The organism is Acidiphilium multivorum AIU301, from assembly GCF_000202835.1.
In the GTDB taxonomy this organism is placed as follows: Bacteria; Pseudomonadota; Alphaproteobacteria; order Acetobacterales; family Acetobacteraceae; genus Acidiphilium; species Acidiphilium multivorum.
This window is the reverse complement of sequence record NC_015186.1, coordinates 2,379,222-2,394,528: the sequence shown is the minus strand read 5'-3', so window position 1 is coordinate 2,394,528 and position 15,307 is coordinate 2,379,222. Positions and strand designations below refer to the sequence as shown.

General features: G+C 72.0%; 16 protein-coding genes. 10 read left to right on the top strand and 6 right to left on the bottom strand.

The genetic code is table 11. The features are described 5' to 3' along the window. Positions 1–22 precede the first annotated feature (22 nt). Together pstS and ACMV_RS10740 are read right to left on the bottom strand one after the other, a co-directional pair. Positions 23–1,102: a phosphate ABC transporter substrate-binding protein PstS gene (pstS, locus tag ACMV_RS10745; RefSeq protein ID WP_007424204.1), complete on the bottom strand. Its 1,080-nt coding sequence runs from the start codon at positions 1,100–1,102 to the stop codon at positions 23–25. A 115-nt stretch (positions 1,103–1,217) separates the two neighbouring features. Beyond that, positions 1,218–1,742 carry a hypothetical protein gene (locus ACMV_RS10740; RefSeq protein ID WP_231844392.1) on the bottom strand — a complete coding sequence of 175 codons (525 nt, stop codon included), beginning with the start codon at positions 1,740–1,742 and terminating at the stop codon, positions 1,218–1,220. Between the two features lie 63 nt (positions 1,743–1,805). Between ACMV_RS10740 and ACMV_RS10735 the strand changes: the two genes are divergently transcribed. After that, a complete protein-coding gene (locus tag ACMV_RS10735; protein ID WP_013640454.1) occupies positions 1,806–2,351 on the top strand; it encodes a chromate transporter in 546 nt (181 codons plus the stop codon). Then, entirely contained in the window at positions 2,348–2,860 is a 513-nt protein-coding gene (locus ACMV_RS10730) for a chromate transporter (RefSeq protein ID WP_007423461.1), read from the top strand. The genes ACMV_RS10735 and ACMV_RS10730 overlap by 4 nt, the downstream gene beginning before the upstream one ends. A 28-nt stretch (positions 2,861–2,888) precedes the next feature. Here ACMV_RS10730 and ACMV_RS10725 read toward each other — a convergent pair whose 3' ends face one another. From ACMV_RS10725 to ACMV_RS10710, 4 genes are all read right to left on the bottom strand, one after another. Beyond that, on the bottom strand, positions 2,889–4,553 hold the full coding sequence (locus tag ACMV_RS10725; protein WP_013640453.1) for an EAL domain-containing protein: 1,665 nt from the start codon (positions 4,551–4,553) through the stop codon (positions 2,889–2,891). A 183-nt stretch (positions 4,554–4,736) separates the two neighbouring features. Further along, positions 4,737–5,210, bottom strand: coding sequence for a CinA family protein (locus ACMV_RS10720; RefSeq protein ID WP_013640452.1), 474 nt, complete (start codon positions 5,208–5,210; stop codon positions 4,737–4,739). After that, the gene (locus ACMV_RS10715) at positions 5,207–5,674 is read right to left on the bottom strand and encodes a phosphatidylglycerophosphatase A family protein (RefSeq protein ID WP_231295247.1); all 468 of its coding nucleotides are present in this window, start codon (positions 5,672–5,674) and stop codon (positions 5,207–5,209) included. Before ACMV_RS10715 ends, ACMV_RS10720 begins: the two co-directional genes overlap by 4 nt. Then, positions 5,671–7,704, bottom strand: a complete 2,034-nt coding sequence (locus ACMV_RS10710) for a lytic transglycosylase domain-containing protein (RefSeq protein WP_013640451.1) — start codon at positions 7,702–7,704, stop codon at positions 5,671–5,673. The genes ACMV_RS10715 and ACMV_RS10710 overlap by 4 nt, the downstream gene beginning before the upstream one ends. 91 nt (positions 7,705–7,795) lie before the next feature. Here ACMV_RS10710 and dapA point away from each other — a divergent pair, with 91 nt between their 5' ends. The 8 genes from dapA (at position 7,796) to ACMV_RS10670 (ending at position 15,276) form a co-directional block, all read left to right on the top strand. Next, complete coding sequence (gene dapA, locus ACMV_RS10705) at positions 7,796–8,674, top strand: 4-hydroxy-tetrahydrodipicolinate synthase (protein WP_007423390.1); 879 nt, start codon at positions 7,796–7,798, stop codon at positions 8,672–8,674. Beyond that, positions 8,674–9,153 (top strand): SsrA-binding protein SmpB, encoded by a 480-nt coding sequence (gene smpB, locus ACMV_RS10700; protein ID WP_007423391.1) that lies wholly within the window; start codon positions 8,674–8,676, stop codon positions 9,151–9,153. The genes dapA and smpB overlap by 1 nt, the downstream gene beginning before the upstream one ends. A 69-nt stretch (positions 9,154–9,222) precedes the next feature. Continuing rightward, complete coding sequence (locus tag ACMV_RS10695) at positions 9,223–9,912, top strand: sulfite oxidase-like oxidoreductase (RefSeq protein ID WP_007423392.1); 690 nt, start codon at positions 9,223–9,225, stop codon at positions 9,910–9,912. A 75-nt stretch (positions 9,913–9,987) separates the two neighbouring features. Then, the gene (locus ACMV_RS10690; protein WP_007423393.1) at positions 9,988–10,473 is read left to right on the top strand and encodes a peroxiredoxin; all 486 of its coding nucleotides are present in this window, start codon (positions 9,988–9,990) and stop codon (positions 10,471–10,473) included. A gap of 10 nt (positions 10,474–10,483) precedes the next feature. Then, positions 10,484–11,581 (top strand): glycosyltransferase, encoded by a 1,098-nt coding sequence (locus ACMV_RS10685; protein WP_013640450.1) that lies wholly within the window; start codon positions 10,484–10,486, stop codon positions 11,579–11,581. A 100-nt stretch (positions 11,582–11,681) separates the two neighbouring features. After that, on the top strand, positions 11,682–13,112 hold the full coding sequence (locus ACMV_RS10680) for an ArnT family glycosyltransferase (protein ID WP_013640449.1): 1,431 nt from the start codon (positions 11,682–11,684) through the stop codon (positions 13,110–13,112). Next, positions 13,109–14,092, top strand: a complete 984-nt coding sequence (locus ACMV_RS10675; protein WP_013640448.1) for a threonine ammonia-lyase — start codon at positions 13,109–13,111, stop codon at positions 14,090–14,092. The genes ACMV_RS10680 and ACMV_RS10675 overlap by 4 nt, the downstream gene beginning before the upstream one ends. Positions 14,093–14,160: 68 nt before the next feature. After that, entirely contained in the window at positions 14,161–15,276 is a 1,116-nt protein-coding gene (locus ACMV_RS10670; RefSeq protein WP_007423894.1) for a flagellar motor protein MotB, read from the top strand. Positions 15,277–15,307: the final 31 nt, after the last annotated feature.

Below are 15,307 nucleotides of genomic sequence, written 5' to 3'. Positions count from 1 at the left end.
TTCCGGCCTGCGGCCGCCCGGATCAGCTGCCGATCTGGGCGATCTGCTTCGCCGAGAGTTCGCGGATCTTCTTCGGCAGCGCCTTGAAATGCACCTGCTTCAGATACTGCTCCGAGTTGCCCTCGTTCGAGGCCCAGGTCAGCAGCGTCTTCACCGCATCGGCGGTGGCCTTGTTCGGCTGCTTCTTGTTCACGATCGCATATTCGTAGTTGATGATCGGGTAGCTGTTCGCCCCCGGCGCGAAGACGAGGCTGATGCGCTCGTCCGCCGGCGTCTTGTCGCCCAGCGCGGCGGCGGCGGCGCTGATCGTCGAGGCGGTCGGCAGCAGCGCCTTGCCCGCGCGGTTCACCAGCTTCGCGGTGCCGAGCTTCGCCGCGTCGATCTGCTTGGTGAAGCTGACGCCGACATAGGCGATCGAAAACTTGTTGCCCTTCAGCGCCTCGACCATGCCGGGGTTGCCCTGCGCGCCGAGCCCGCCCTGCACCGCCGGCCAGGAGATGCTGGTGCCGTAGCCGACCTTGCTGTTCCACTCCGGCGTCGAGAAGCTCAGATACTGCGAGAAGATGAAGGTGTCACCCGAACCGTCGGTGCGGTGCACCGGGATGATCTTGTGGTTCGGCAGCTTCACCCCCGGGTTCAGCTTCGCGATCGCCGGCGAATCCCAGTTGGTGATCTTGCCGGAATAGATGTCGGCGAGCACCGGGCCGGAGAACACCAGGTGGTGACCGTTCAGGCCGGGGATGTTGTAGTTGATCGACTGCGCCGAGATCGCCAGCGGGATGTTCAGGATGCCGGGGTTCTGCTTCAGCTGGCCGTTCGACATGTAGGCGTCGGACGCGCCGATCTGCACGAGACCCTTGATCGCCTGCGCGATGCCGGTGCCCGAGCCGGTGCCCTGGGTCGTCACGCGGATGCCCGGATGCGCCTTCTCGAAATGCGGCACCCAGATGTTGAACAGCGGGTAGAGCAGCGTGGAGCCGGTCTCGGTCAGCGTGACGGTCTGCGCGGCAGAGGCGACGCCGGCGCCGATGCCGGCGACGAGCAGCGCCGCGGCGCCGGAGCGCAGAAGGACGGAGCGCCGAAGTTTGTTGTCTGATCGCACGATGGATCTCCCTGTCGGTTGCGATGGGCAGCAGGTGGGTTGAACGCATCGCTGCGTCCTGACGCGCCCTCTAGATGATCCTGTGTGACAAGGCGACCGGCTGTCGGTTAAGCTTTTATGACAACCGATCGCCCTTTGTGACAGCCGCGCCGTTTTTCAACCCTTGCGCGATCCGTCCGCGCAGCATCTCAACCGGTGTTTCCAATCCCGCGTAGCGGATCGCCCGCCGCAGCCGCTTGCCATCCTCGCCGCGCACCTGAAGCGTGAGCGTCGTCGGCGTCACCTCGGCGGCGGCGATGTCCGCCCAGACATGGTGCTCCGTCTCCGCCGGCCGGCGCAGCAGCGCGACGCCGTCCGCCCCGATCACCGCGCGCGTCCGCACCGCCCGGTCGCCATGCCGCCGCCGCATCGACTCGACCGAGCCGATCACCGCGATCGTGCCCGACAGCGGCAGCAGCAGCGCCATCGCGGTCAGGAACGGGCTGGGCCTGGCCGTGTGCACGAACACGAACGGCGCCGCGAGGCCGAGCAGCAGGATCATCAGCGCCACCGGCAGGGGCGGGCTGGTCTTCGCCGGCCCCGCGCGCAGCGCGAGGTCGTCCTCCAGCAGGTTCCGATCGTCGCTCCCGTCATCGCTCATCTGCGCAAATTGCCGGAGCGCCGCCGGTTTGTCGATCATCCCCCCCAGGGCATAGTAACGGCGATGGACCCCGAGTCGCCCCGCCCCGGCCTTGCCGAACTCTTCGCCGGCTTCTTCGCGGCCGGCCTGTCGGGTTTCGGCGGCGTGCTGCCCTTCGCCCGCCGCATCATGGTCGAGCGCCGCGGCTGGCTCACCGGGGCCGAGTTCGCCGACCTGTTCAGCCTCTGCCAGTTCCTGCCCGGCCCGAACGTGGTCAACCTCGCCGCCGCCTTCGGCGCCCGCCAGCGCGGCCCGAAGGGGGCGGTGGTCGCCATCGCCGGCCTGCTCGCGGCGCCGGTCGTCATCGTCATCGCGCTGGGTGCGGTCTATGAGCGGATCGGCGGCATCCCCCTCGTCCATCACGCCCTGCTCGGCCTCGCCGCCGGCGCCGCCGGCCTGTTCGCCGCCGCCGCGCTGCGAATCGCCTGGCCCGTGCTGCACCGCCCCGCCCGTGCCGCCATCGTCGGCCTCGCCTTCGTCCTGTTCGGCGTGCTGCATCTCGCCCTGCCGGTGGTGATCGGCATCGCCACGCCCCTCTCCGTGCTGCTGGCCTGGCGGTTCAGGGCATGATCCTGCTGGTCCTGCTCGGCCTGTTCGCCGGCCTCTCCCTGATCGCGATCGGCGGCGTCGCCAGCACCCTGCCGGCGATGGCCCGCGCCGTCGTCGCCCATCACTGGATGACCGCGCCGCAATTCGCCGCCCTGTTCGGTCTTGCCCAGACCAGCCCGGGGCCGAACATGCTGGTCGTCACGCTGATCGGCCTGCACGTCGCCGGCCTCGCCGGCGCGCTGGTCGCCACGCTGGGGATGATCGGCCCGTCCAGCGTGCTGACGGTGCTGGTCTCCGGCGTGTGGGAGCGGTTCCGCACCGCGCGCTGGCGGCTGCTCCTGCAGGCGGCGATCACGCCGGTCTCCGGCGGGCTGATCCTTGCCGCCGCCTCCGTCGTCGTCCGCGCGGCGGATCGCGGGCCGCCGGCCTGGGCGCTCACGCTCGGTGTCATGCTGGCGGCGCTCCGCTTCCGCCTGCACCCGCTGGCGCTGCTCGCCGTCGCCGCCGCCCTGGGCACGCTGCTGTTTTAGGGCCTCTCGGGAAGGATCGGAGATTGCTCTACGGCCGCCCCCGGCGCGCCGTTGCCTTGGCCGCGCCCACCGGGTCCCGGCGCGGCGGCACCAGCAGGCCGCGATTGGGCAGCTGCGCGAACCGGCCGATATCCGCCGCCGGCTGGCCGAACAGGTAGCCCTGCACGAAATTGCAGCCGCACTCCCGCACGAAGGCCAGCGCCTCCGGCGTCTCGATCATCTCGGCGATCGTCGAGATCCCCATGCGCCGGCACAGCTCGGTCAGCGCGCTGAGGAAGGCGCGGCCCTTCTGCGCCCGCTGGGCGTGGCGGATCGCCGCGCCGTCGAACTTCACCGCGTCGACCTCCAGCACCGAGAGATAGCGGAACGACGCGGCGCCGGCGCCGAAATCGTCGAGCGTCACGCCGAAGCCGCGCCGCCGCAGCCCCTGGATGAAGCCGTTCGCCGCGTCGAGATCGGCGATCTGCGCACTCTCCGTGATCTCGAACGACAGCCGGCGGCGCAGCCAGATATTCTCCTCCAGCAGCCGGTGCAGCCCCTCGGCATAGGCGGCGCTGTTGATCGACCGGCCGGAAATGTTGACCGCGATGCAGACATGCTCGTCGTTCAGTGGCAGCCTTCCGAGCCAGGACACCGCCTTGCGCGCCATCGCGAGGTCGAAATCCTCGATCAGCCCGGTTTCCTCGGCCAGCAGGATGGTCTCGAAGGGCGAGCCGGTGCCCGCCTCGTCGAACCGGGTCAGCGCCTCGAAGTGATGGATCGCGCCGCTGCGGATATCGACGATCGGCTGGAAGGCGATGCCGAACACCCCATCATCGATCGCGCGGCGCAGCCGCGTCACGCTGCCCATCGCGTCGCTCAGCCGCTCGCGCAGCCGCTGCCCCGCCTCGTGCAGCGACAGTTCGCTGCCCTCGCCGAACCGGTGCATCGCATAGACCAGCCCGCGGGCGAGGTCGCCCTCGCTCATCCCCTCCGCCTGCATCGGCAGCGTCATCGACTCGATCCGCGGCGGCGGCGCCGTCGGATCGGCGGCATGGATCATCGCCTCGATCTGGTGGATCACCGCGCCGAAGGTCCGTCCCGCCTCGTGCAGCACCGAATAATGCCCCGAATCCAGCCGCATCGCCGTGTCGCCGCCGAGCGAATGGGCGCGCAGCAGGTCGCCGAGCGTCTCGCCGAGCGGCTGGCCGCCCTCCTGCGCGATCCCCGGAATCGCGAACAGCGTCATTTCCGCCCCCTGCGCGCCGGCGGCGGCGAGGCGTTCGGCGAGGCGCGGCACCTCCTCGATCTCTTCCGGCTCGTCCGGCGCGTCCTCCGCCAGCTTGCGCATGGACACGTAGATCGCATCCCGCGCGGTATCCAGCCGGTGCGCCGCGACGCTCACCCGCGCCCCCACGGCGCCGTCCCGCCCGGCGAGGCGGATCGTCCCCGCCAGCACCCGGCGCGTCGGCGTCAGCGACTCGAGCACCGCGGCAATGCGGCCGCGGTCCTGTGCCGCGATCAGGTCGGTGAGGTTCCGGCCGGTCCAGGCCTGCTCGGGCAGTCCGGTCAGCGCCTCGCTCGCGCCGGAGGCGGTCTCGATCCTGAGGCGCGGATCGAGGGTGAGAAGCAGGTCGCCCCAGCAGAACGCCAGCAGCGCGTATCTGTCCCGCTCCAGCCGCAGCGCAGTCGTGGCGGCTTCGGTATTCAGCATCCCGGTTCCAACTCCGCCCAGGCCGTCGCCAGGCGGCGGCATCTCGCCGCACTATCCGGAACTCCGGTTAATCCCGAGTAAATCGAAACAATCCGGAGCGCGTTCCGATCCTCCCGGACCGGACGTAGCGCTCTACCCGGTCGACAGGATCACCAGAGCATCCTTGTCCGACCGGACGATGCCCTATCCCAGCGCCGCGGCCAGCAGGTCGAGCGCGTGGTCCACCGTCGCCCGCCGCACCGCGTCCCGGTCGCCGGGGAAGACGCGCCGCTCGGCCAGCGTCGCGCCGTCCTTCCGGGCGAGGCCGAACCAGACCGTGCCGACCGGCTTCTCCGCCGATCCCCCCTCCGGCCCGGCGATCCCCGTCACCGCCACCGCGAGATCGGCCCCCGCCCGCGCCCGCGCGCCCTCGGCCATCGCCCGCGCCACCGTCTCGCTCACCGCGCCCTCCCGCGCGATCAGCCCGGGCTCGACGCCGAGCATCGCCTCCTTCGCGTCGTTCGCGTAGCTGACGAAGCCGTGGCCGAACACGGCGGACGCGCCGGCGATGTCGGTCAGGGCCGCGGCGATCATCCCGCCGGTGCAGCTCTCCGCCGTCGCGATCGTCCGCCCCGCCTCCCGCGCCCGCCCGATCACGGCTGCCGCCCTCGGGTTCACAGCCCCGTCCCCGGCCAGACGAGGCGCAGCGCCGCCAGCACGATCGCGGCGAATGCGCCGGCGATCCAGTCATCCGCCATGATCCCCAGCGCGTCGTGCCGCGCATCGGCCAGGCTGATCGGCCAGGGCTTGCGGATGTCGAAGACGCGGAACAGCAGGAAGGCGAGCAGCACGCCCGAGCCGGTCAGCCAGGGCAGGCCGAGCAGGGCGATCATCTGCCCCGCGACCTCGTCGATCACGATCCAGCCGGGGTCGCGCCCCGCCATGCCGGTCCGCGGAATCGCGATCATCCCCGCCGCGCTGGCGATCACGATCCCGGCGGCGAGCGCGACGGTGCCGTAAGTATAAAGTATGCCGCCGGCGAGCAGCCCGAGCAGCGCGCCCGCGGTGCCCGGCGCGCGGGGCACGAAGCCGATGCCGAGGCCCGAGGCCACCGCCCTTCCCAGCACGTCCGATGCGCTCACCGCGACGCGGTCCACCGCACCACCGGATCGGTCGCCGGCTTCCCTTCCAGCGCGCGATAGATCACGATCCCCTCCGTCACCCGTTCCACATAGTTGCGCGTCTCCCCGAACGGGATCTCCTCGATCCACGTCACGAGATCGACGCCGCCCTGCGCCTTCGGCATGCGCGGGTCGCCATTGGCGGCGATCCATTTCTCGACGTTGCGCGGCCCGCCGTTATAGGCCGCGATCGCGAGCGGCAGGCAATCGCCGAAGCGCTGCAGCAGACGGGCGAAATACGCCGAGCCGAGGGCGACGTTCCGCGCCGGGTCATCGACCAGCGCGCCCGGCGGCAGCGCGAGTCCGGACTGCCGCGCCACCTCCCGCGCCGTCCCCGGCATCAGCTGCATCAGCCCCTCCGCGCCCGAGGGGCTGGTCGCGCGCGGATCGAAACTGCTCTCCTGGCGGATCAGCGACAGGATCACGCTGCGCGGCGGCGGCGCCGGCGGCGGCGGAACCGTGGCCGCGGCGGGTTCGAGGCGCGGCTGCCCCGGCGCCGGCAGCAGCCCCGGCGGGATCGGCCAGCCGAGATGCACCAGCATGTCCCCCGCCGTCCCGGCCATCCGCGCCACCATCACCGAGGCCGAAACCTGGCCGATCCCGTCGGCCAGCCGCGCGTCGAGATAGCGGTCGGCAAGGCTCGGGCTGAGTTCGGCCATCCGCAGCAGGAAGGCCCGCGCCCGGCGCGGCGCGCCCATCTCGGCCAGCAGCACGGCGGCCTGCGGCAGTTCGCGCTCGGCGAAGGCGGTGGCCTGCCCCGTCGTCAGCCGCGGCGGGCCGAGGGCGCGGATCCGCGCCGCCAGCTGCGCCGGCGTTTCCCCCGCCTGAAGGGCGGCCAACTGGCCGTAGAACGTGTCCGGCCAGGCGGCGGCGCGCAGCAGGTCGGCCCGCGCCGCCTGGCCGCTCTCGGTCTGCGCCAGCCAGTAGAAGGCGCGGGCGCGGGTGATCACCGCGGTCGAAAGCCCGCGCAGCCGAACGAACCAGGGCCGCGCCGTGGCCGGCTCGTGCAGCATCCGCAGGGCGATGAACCCGGCGAGGAAGTCGCGGCTGGCCCGCGCGTCCTCGCCCGGCGGCCGCGCGGCGGCGACCAGCGCATAGGCGTCCTTCGCATCGCCGGCGGCGAGCAGGTCGCGCGCGAAACTCTCCCGCCGCCGCCAGAGCAGCGCGCGCGCCAGCCCCGTCGCCTGCTTCTCCGCCTCCGCCCCCAGCGCCTGCCACAGCGCGAGCCGCGCGGCCTGATCCTGTGCCGCGGCGAGTTCCGCGAAGAACAGGAACGGCGTCGCCCGCTGCGCCGTGGTCAGCGCCGCGACCGCCGCCTGCGCCTGCCTGCCGCCATGCGCGAGGGCGATGAAGGCGCGCGCGGTCGCGGCCTCGCCCGCCGGCAACTGGTCGAGCAGCATCGTCGCCACGTCGAGCTTCCCGGCGATGGCGAGGCGCGAGAACCGCGCCCAGTTGGTCTCCGGCGTCAGCAGCGCGGCGTATTTCGCCTCGAACGTCGCCGCGCCGGCCGGGCTGTCGAACCCGTCGATCCAGGCGCGCCGGGCGAAGCGCGCCGCCTCGCGCGGCGCCACCTGGTCGAGGGCGGCGGCGCAGCGCGCATTGGCGGCGGCGGTCTCGGGCAGCCGGGTGCGGCATTCGCGCCGCACCGTGGCGTCGTCCGGGTCGGCGGCCAGCGCCTCATTCCACCGCCGCGCCAGGATTCCCTGCTCCGGCCAGTCGGGATATCTGGCCATGAACGTGGCGATCTCGGTCTCGCTCGCCGCCCCGGGGTCGAGCACCCGGTAATAGGTCACCAGCCGCGCCACCAGCCGGTCCGGCTGGGCGGCGGCCAGCGTTTCCGCCTCGGTCCAGTGATTGGCGCGGATGTCGTTCATGATCCGGGCGAGGGCGGGGGCGGGCTGCAGCGGGGCGGCGATCGCGACCGCGCCCAGCGGCGCGGGGGCGGCGCCGAGAGCGAGCAGGGACGTCAGCAGCAGCAACATCCGGACCATGCGCGAACCAATAGCAGGACTGCTCCCGCGCTCCCATACCTTGCCGCCGCCGAATGCTGCGAATAGGTTACGCGCACTCACGGAGAACACAATGTTTCACGGCTCACTGGTCGCGCTGGTCACCCCGATGCACGAAGACGGTCGCATCGACGAGGCGGCGCTCGAACGTTTCATCGAATGGCAGATCGCCGAGGGCACCAACGGCCTCGTCCCGGTCGGCACCACCGGCGAATCCCCCACGCTCAGCCATGACGAGCACAAGCGTGTGGTCGAGATCACCGTCGAGGTGGCGAGGAAACGCGTCCCGGTGATCGCCGGCGCCGGCTCGAACGCCACGCGCGAGGCCATCGGCCTCGCGAAGCACGCCGAATCCGTCGGCGCCGACGGCGTTCTCGTCGTCACCCCCTACTACAACAAGCCGACGCAGGACGGCCTGCTCCGCCACTTCACCGCGGTCGCCGACGCGATCGGTATTCCGCTCATCATCTACAACATCCCGCCCCGCTCGGTGATCGACATGAGCGTGGCGACGATGGCCCGCCTCGCCCAGCACCCCAACATCGTCGGCGTGAAGGACGCGACGGCGAACCTCACCCGCCCGCTGCACACCACCGCCGCCTGCGGCGCGTCGTTCTGCCAGCTCTCGGGCGAGGATCACACCGCGCTCGCCTTCCTCGCCGCCGGCGGCGTCGGCTGCATCTCGGTGACCGCCAACATCGCCCCGCGCCTCTGCGCCGAGATGCAGGCGGCCTGGCGCGCCGGCGACCTGAAGACCGCGATGGCGATCCAGTCCCGCCTGCTGCCCCTGCACGATGCGATGTTCGCCGAGAGCAATCCCGCCCCGGCGAAATACGCCGCCTCCCTGCTCGGATTCGGCTCGGAATTCTGCCGCCTGCCGCTCGCCCCGCTCGCCGAGGCGACGAAGGCGCAGATGCGCGCCGCGATGACCGGGCTCGGGCTGCTCGCCTGATGGCCGAGCCCCGGAAATCCGGGCTGATCTCCCACGGGATCGCGGCGCAGAACCGCAAGGCCCGGTTCAACTACACGATCAAGGACACGGTCGAGGCGGGCATCGTGCTGCGCGGCGCCGAGGTGAAGTCGCTGCGCATGGGCCGCGCCACGCTCTCCGAGGCCTTCGCCGGCGAGCGCGACGGCGAGATGTATCTCTTCAACATGTACATCCCCGAATACCAGGGCGGCGTGCTCTCCCGCTTCGACACCAAGGGCCCGCGCAAGCTGCTGCTCAAGCGCAAGCAGATCGACCAGCTCCTCGGCGCCATCGCCCGCCAGGGCTCGACCGTCGTCCCGCTCGACGTGCATTTCAACCCGCGCGGCCTCGCCAAGGTCACGCTCGGCATCGCCGAGGGCCGCAAGCAGCACGACAAGCGCCAGGCCATCGCCAAGCGCGACTGGGAACGCGACAAGGCCCGCATCCTCAAGAACCGCTGACCCCCGCCGCGCGCTGGACCGCGCGCCCCTTCACCCCATATCATCGTCCGGCCCGGAAGGAGAACGGCGATGGACGAAGCGGACAAGCAGGGAAACGACGGACCGGAAATCAGCCTGATCGGCCAGATCCGCGACAAGCTGATCGGCCGCAAGCAGGACTGGTCGCGCGAGGGGCGGGGCCTGACCGGCGCCACCGCGCCGCCGGCGCAGCGCCTCCCGCCCGGCCAGCGCCTCGTCACCGACTGGCCGGTGCTCGATCTCGGCGTCCAGCCCGAGGTGCCGAAAGCCGCCTTCCGCCTCGCGATCGACGGCGCCGTCGCCAATCCCGTCACCCTCGACTGGGACGGGTTCATGGCCCTGCCGCAGCAGGACAGCGTGTCGGACATGCACTGCGTCACCACCTGGTCGCGCTACGACAATCACTGGCGCGGCGTGTCGATCCGCACCATCCTCGACCTGGTGCGGCCGCACCCGGAGGCGACCCACGTCCTCTTCGAATCCTATGACGACTACACGACCAATCTCCGCCTCGACCAGTTCGCCGCCGAGGACTGCTACCTGGTGCACAGCTGGGAGGGAAAGCCGCTGACCCGTCAGCACGGCGGCCCGGTGCGGGTGCTGGTGCCGCGCTACTATCTCTGGAAATCCGCCAAATGGGTCCGCCGCATCACCTTCGCGACGGCCGACCGCAAGGGCTTCTGGGAAACCCGCGGCTACAACAACAACGCCGATCCCTGGGCCGAGGAACGCTACGCCTGAACCGCCCGCCTTCACGCGCGGCCCGGCTTCGGCTACCAGTCTGCTCGAACAGGCCATCCAATCAGGAGAGACGCGATGATCAAGGTGGGCGACAGGCTCCCGGCCATGAAGCTGATGACCCCCGGCGCCGAGGGACCGCAGGAGATCGACACCGGCGAGCTGTTCGCCGGCAAGACGGTGGTGCTCTTCGCCGTTCCCGGCGCCTTCACCCCGACCTGCAGCGCGAAGCACGTTCCCGGCTTCCTCGAGCATTACGACGCGCTGAAGGCGAAGGGTGTCGACGAGATCGCCTGCATCGCGGTGAACGACGTGTTCGTGATGACCGCCTGGGCCGAGAGCCAGAAGGCCGGCGGCAAGATCACCTTCCTCGCCGACGGCTCCGGCGCCTTCACCCGCGCCCTCGGCCTCGAGCTCGACCTCATCGCCCGCGGCCTCGGCGTCCGCAGCCAGCGCTATGCCCTGGTCGCGCAGGACGGGCTGGTGACGCACCTCGCCATCGAGCAGCCGGGCGGCTTCGAGGTCAGCCGGGCCGAGGCGGTGCTGGAGGCGCTCGGCGGCTGAGCCTGCCCGCGTGACGGCCTGCCGCAGCCCGGTCCTCAGCGTCGTCGTTCCCTGCTATCGCGAGGAGCCGAACGTCGCCCCCATGGTCGCCGCCCTCGATGCCGCCCTCGCCGGCATCGACTGGGAGGTGATCTTCGTCGACGACGACAGCCCCGACGGCACGGCCGACGCCGCCCGCGCCCTGGCGCGGACCGACACCCGCGTCCGCTGCCTCCGCCGCGTCGGCCGCCGCGGCCTGTCCTCGGCCGTCATCGAGGGGGCGCTGTCCAGTTCCGCCCCCTTCGTCGCGGTGATCGACGGCGACCTCCAGCACGACGAGACCATCCTCCCCGCGATGCTCGACGCCGTGCGCGCGGGGGCGGACATCGCGGTGGGCAGCCGCCACGTCGGCGGCGGCGACGCCGCCGGCCTCGCCTCGCCGCTGCGCCAGCGCCTTTCCGCCGCCGGCATCGGCCTCGCCCGGAAACTCGCCGGTGTTGCGATCTCCGACCCGATGAGCGGCTTCTTCCTCCTCCGCCAGTCGCTGTTCGAGGACCTGGCGCACCGGCTGAACGGGCAGGGCTTCAAGATCCTGCTCGACCTGCTGCTCTCCGCGCCGACCCCGCTGAAGGTCGCCGAACTCCCCTACCGCTTCCGCCCCCGCGCCGCCGGCGAAAGCAAGCTCGACATCCTGGTGATGGTCCAGTTCGCCGGCCAGTTCGTCGACCGCGCGCTGGGCGGCATGGTGCCGCTGCGCTTCATCGCCTTCGCCCTGGTCGGCCTGTTCGGCATTTTCGTGAACCTCGCGGCAATGCAGGCGAGCCGCGCCGCCGGGCTCGGTTTCGGCCCGGCGCAGACGCTCGGCACCATCGTCGCGATGGTCGCCAATTTCGAGCTGAACAACCGCCTGACCTACCGCACGATGAAGCTGCGCGGCGTGCGCTACTGGCAGGGTCTCGTGCTGTTCATGCTGGTCTGCGGCCTCGGCGCCATCGCCAATATCGGCATCGCCGGCGCGCTCTATCACCGGGGCGACGCCAACGGCCTCGCCGCCAGCGCCGCCGGCTCGGCGATCGGCGTGGTCTGGAACTACGCGGTCTCCGCCACCCTGGTCTGGCGCGTGCGATGAGCGCGCAAAAGTCGTGCGTGCGATGAGCGCGCAAAAGCCGTGCGTGCGATGAGCGCGCAGAACCGATGCGTGCGATGAGCGCGCCGGACCGGTCCGGGCGATGAGCCGCCAGGCCTGGCTGGCGGCCCTGGCCGGCCTCACCCTCCTCCGCCTCGTCCTCGCCGCCCTCATCCCGCTCTCGCCGGACGAGACCTATTACTGGCTGTGGTCGAGGCACCTCGCCACCGGCTATTACGACGACGCGCCGCTGATCGCGCTCTGGATCCGGGCCGGCACGTTCATCGCCGGCAACGGCGCGCTCGGCATCCGTCTGCTCTCGCCGCTCTCCGCCGCGATCGGCACGCTGCTGCTCTGGCGCGCCGGCGAGGATCTCTTTCCCAACCGCCGCGCCGGCCTCACCGCCGCGCTCCTGCTCAACGCCACCCTGGTGCTGAATGCCGGCGCCATCATCACCACGCCGGACACGCCGCTCCTGCTGTTCTGGACCGCTTCGCTCTGGGCGATGGCGCGCTGGCTCGCCACCGGCGACGACCGCTGGTTTCTCGCCGCCGGCCTCGCCGCGGGGCTCGGCTTCGAGGCCAAATACACCGCCGCCCTGCTCTTCGTCGCCATCGGCCTGTTCATGCTCGCCACGCGCGAGGGCAGGGCGGGGCTGCGCCGACCGCTGCCCTGGCTCGGGCTGCTGCTCGGCCTGCTGGCGATGCTGCCGGTGGTCCTGTGGAACGCGGCGCATGGCTGGGCGAGCTTCGCCAAGCAGGGCGGCCGCTCCGCGCATCTCGACCTGGCCGGGACGCCCGGCCACCTGCTCGGGCTGATCGGCGGGCAGGCCGGCCTCGCCACCCCGATCGTCCTCGGCCTGATGGCCTGGGGCGTCTGGTCGCTGCGGCGCGACCGTTCCGCCCCCGCCCGCCTGGTCCTGCTCGCCGTGCTGGTGCCCGCCGCCGTCTTTGTCGAGCACACGCTCTCCGGCCCCGTGCAGGCGAACTGGCCCGCCATCCTCTACCCCGGCGCCGCCCTCGCCGCCGGCGCCATCGCCCCGCGCATCGCCCGCGCCTGGCTGCGGGCCGCCGCGGCGCTCGGCTTCCTGCTCGCCGCGATCGTCTGGCTCCAGGCCGCCGCCGCCCCGTTCCCGCTGCCCCCGCACCGCGACCCGACCGCGATCCGCCTCGCCGGCTGGCGGGCGCTGGCGCGCGATGTCGCCCGCGCCGCCGCCTCGCGCCACCTCACCGTGATCGCCAGCACCGACTACAGCACCCTGTCCGAACTCGCGCACGACCTGCCGCCCCGCTTCGCCGTGGTCGGACTCGGTCCGCGCTGGCGGTTCTTCGCCGCCCCGCCGGCCCCGCCCGGCACGCCGGTCCTGCTGGTCGAACCATCCTGGCTCGCCGGCTTCGCGGCAGGCCAGGTCGCAGCCGCCGTCCCCGCCGGCCACGCCGCCCGCCGCCGCGCCGGCGTCGCGATCGAATCCTACGTCCTGTCCGCCGCCCGGCTCGCCGCCGCCCCCGCCGCACTCATGAGGCCCAAGCAATGACCCGCCTGCCCACCGCCGAGGATGTTCTCGCCGCCCGCGCCCTCATCGCCCCGCACATCGTCCGCACCCCGGCGCTGCGCTCTCCCGCGCTCGACGAGCGGACCGGCGCGGAGGTCTTCATCAAGGCCGAGCCGCTGCAGCGCACCGGCAGCTTCAAGCTGCGCGGCGCGACCAACGCGATCCTGCGGCTCGCCCCCGCGGCGCGCGCGGCCGGCGTCGTCGCCTATTCCTCGGGCAATCACGGCCAGGCGGTGGCCTGCGCCGCCGCCGCCCTCGGGATTCCCGCCACCATCGTGATGCCGCGCGACGCCCCCGCCATCAAGCGCGACTCGACCGCCGCCTGGGGGGCCGACATCGTGCAGTACGACCGCCGCACCGAGGACCGCGAGGCGATCGGCGCCGCCATCGCCGCCCGCACCGGCGCCGCCCTGATCCCCCCCTACGACCATCCGGACGTGATCGCCGGGCAGGGCACCCTCGCCCTCGAACTGGTGGAGGATGCGCGGGCGGCGGGCGCCGAACTCGATCTCGTCTTCGTCTGCACCGGCGGCGGCGGCCTGACCGCCGGCTGCGCCCTCGCCCTCGAACACGCCTCGCCCGCGACCCGGCTGATCGCCGTCGAGCCCGAGGGCTGGGACGATACCGGCCGCTCGCTGGCCGCCGGCACCCGCCTCGCCAACGACGGCGCGGGCTCCGCGCTCTGCGACGCGCTGATGGCGATGACGCCCGGCGAACTCACCTTCGCGCTCAACGCGCCCCGCCTCGCCGGCGCCGTCGCCGTCGGCGAGTCGCAGGTGCTCGCCGCGATGGGCTTCGCGCTGCGCCATCTCAAGCTCGCGGTCGAGCCCGGCGGCGCGGTGGCGCTGGCGGCGGTGCTGGCCGAGGCGCTGCCGCTCGACGGCCTGGCGGTGGGAGTCGTTCTCTCCGGCGGCAATGCCGATCCCGGAACGCTGGCCCGCGCCCTCGAAGTCACCTGCTGACGGTCTCCGATTCAGCCTTTTTTAACCCCCACCCCCGATACTCCGCCCCGAAAGGTGGCAAGGGGTTCATGGCGCAGCGCAAGAAGAAGGGCGGCAAGGGGGGCGATCAGGCGGTCAACCTGATCATCCGCCGCGAGGAGATCGTCGAGGGCGGCCATCACGGCGGCGCCTGGAAGGTCGCCTATGCCGACTTCGTGACCGCGATGATGGCCTTCTTCCTGCTGATGTGGCTGATCAACGCGACGACCGAGGCGCAGCGCGTCGGCCTCGCCGACTATTTCAGCCAGGCCAACGTGCTCAACCGCGCCGCCTCCGGCGAGGGCAAGCCGTTCGGCGGCAGCACCCCGTTCGACAAGGGCGCCCTCTCGTCGGATCGCGGGGCGGTGCGCGTCACCGTCGGCCACAACCCGGTCTCCTACGAGGTGCCGCACACGCCGCAGGGCCAGCAGATCCGCCCGGATCATCCCACCGGAAACGACATGGTGAACACCTCGCCCGGCGCCGGCCACAAGCCGCGTGCCTCCGGCGCCACCGCGTCGAACGCGGCGCCGAAGCCCGCGCCCGAGTTGCAGAAGCCCGCTTCGCCCGCCGCCGGGGCGCGGTCCGCGCCGTCCGGCGAGAAGGCCGCCGCCGGCACCGGCGGCGCCATCGGCGGCCTCGCCCCCGGCAATCTCGGCGAAGCCCGCTTCAGGACGGCGGGCTCCGAGATCCGGCAGATGATGGCGCAGGACCCGGATCTGGCGTCGCTCTCGAAACAGGTCAGCGTCCACGTCACGCCGCGGGGCCTGCGCATCCAGATCATGGACGCGCACAAGCGGCCGATGTTCGCGCTCGGCTCGGCCCGGCCGAACCCGATGACGCTGGAACTGCTCACCAAGATCGCGCCGATCCTGTCCCGGCTGGGCGACCGGATCCGCATCGCCGGCTACACCGATGCCCGGCCCTATGTCGCCGGTCCCAAGGACAACTGGGACCTGTCCGTCGAGCGCGCGAACGCGACGCGCGCGGTCCTGGTCAAGGCCGGCTTTCCGAAGCGGCTGATCGCGCGCGTGAGCGGCTATGCCGACCGCAAGCTGCTCATCCCATCCAATCCGCTGGCGGCAGCCAATCGGCGGGTGGGAATACTGGTGGTGCGTCCGGCACTGCCGGAAGGGGTCAAAACAGATGGTGCCAAGGCGCCATGACCCGAACGGAGATGCAATGTTCTGAGATTTC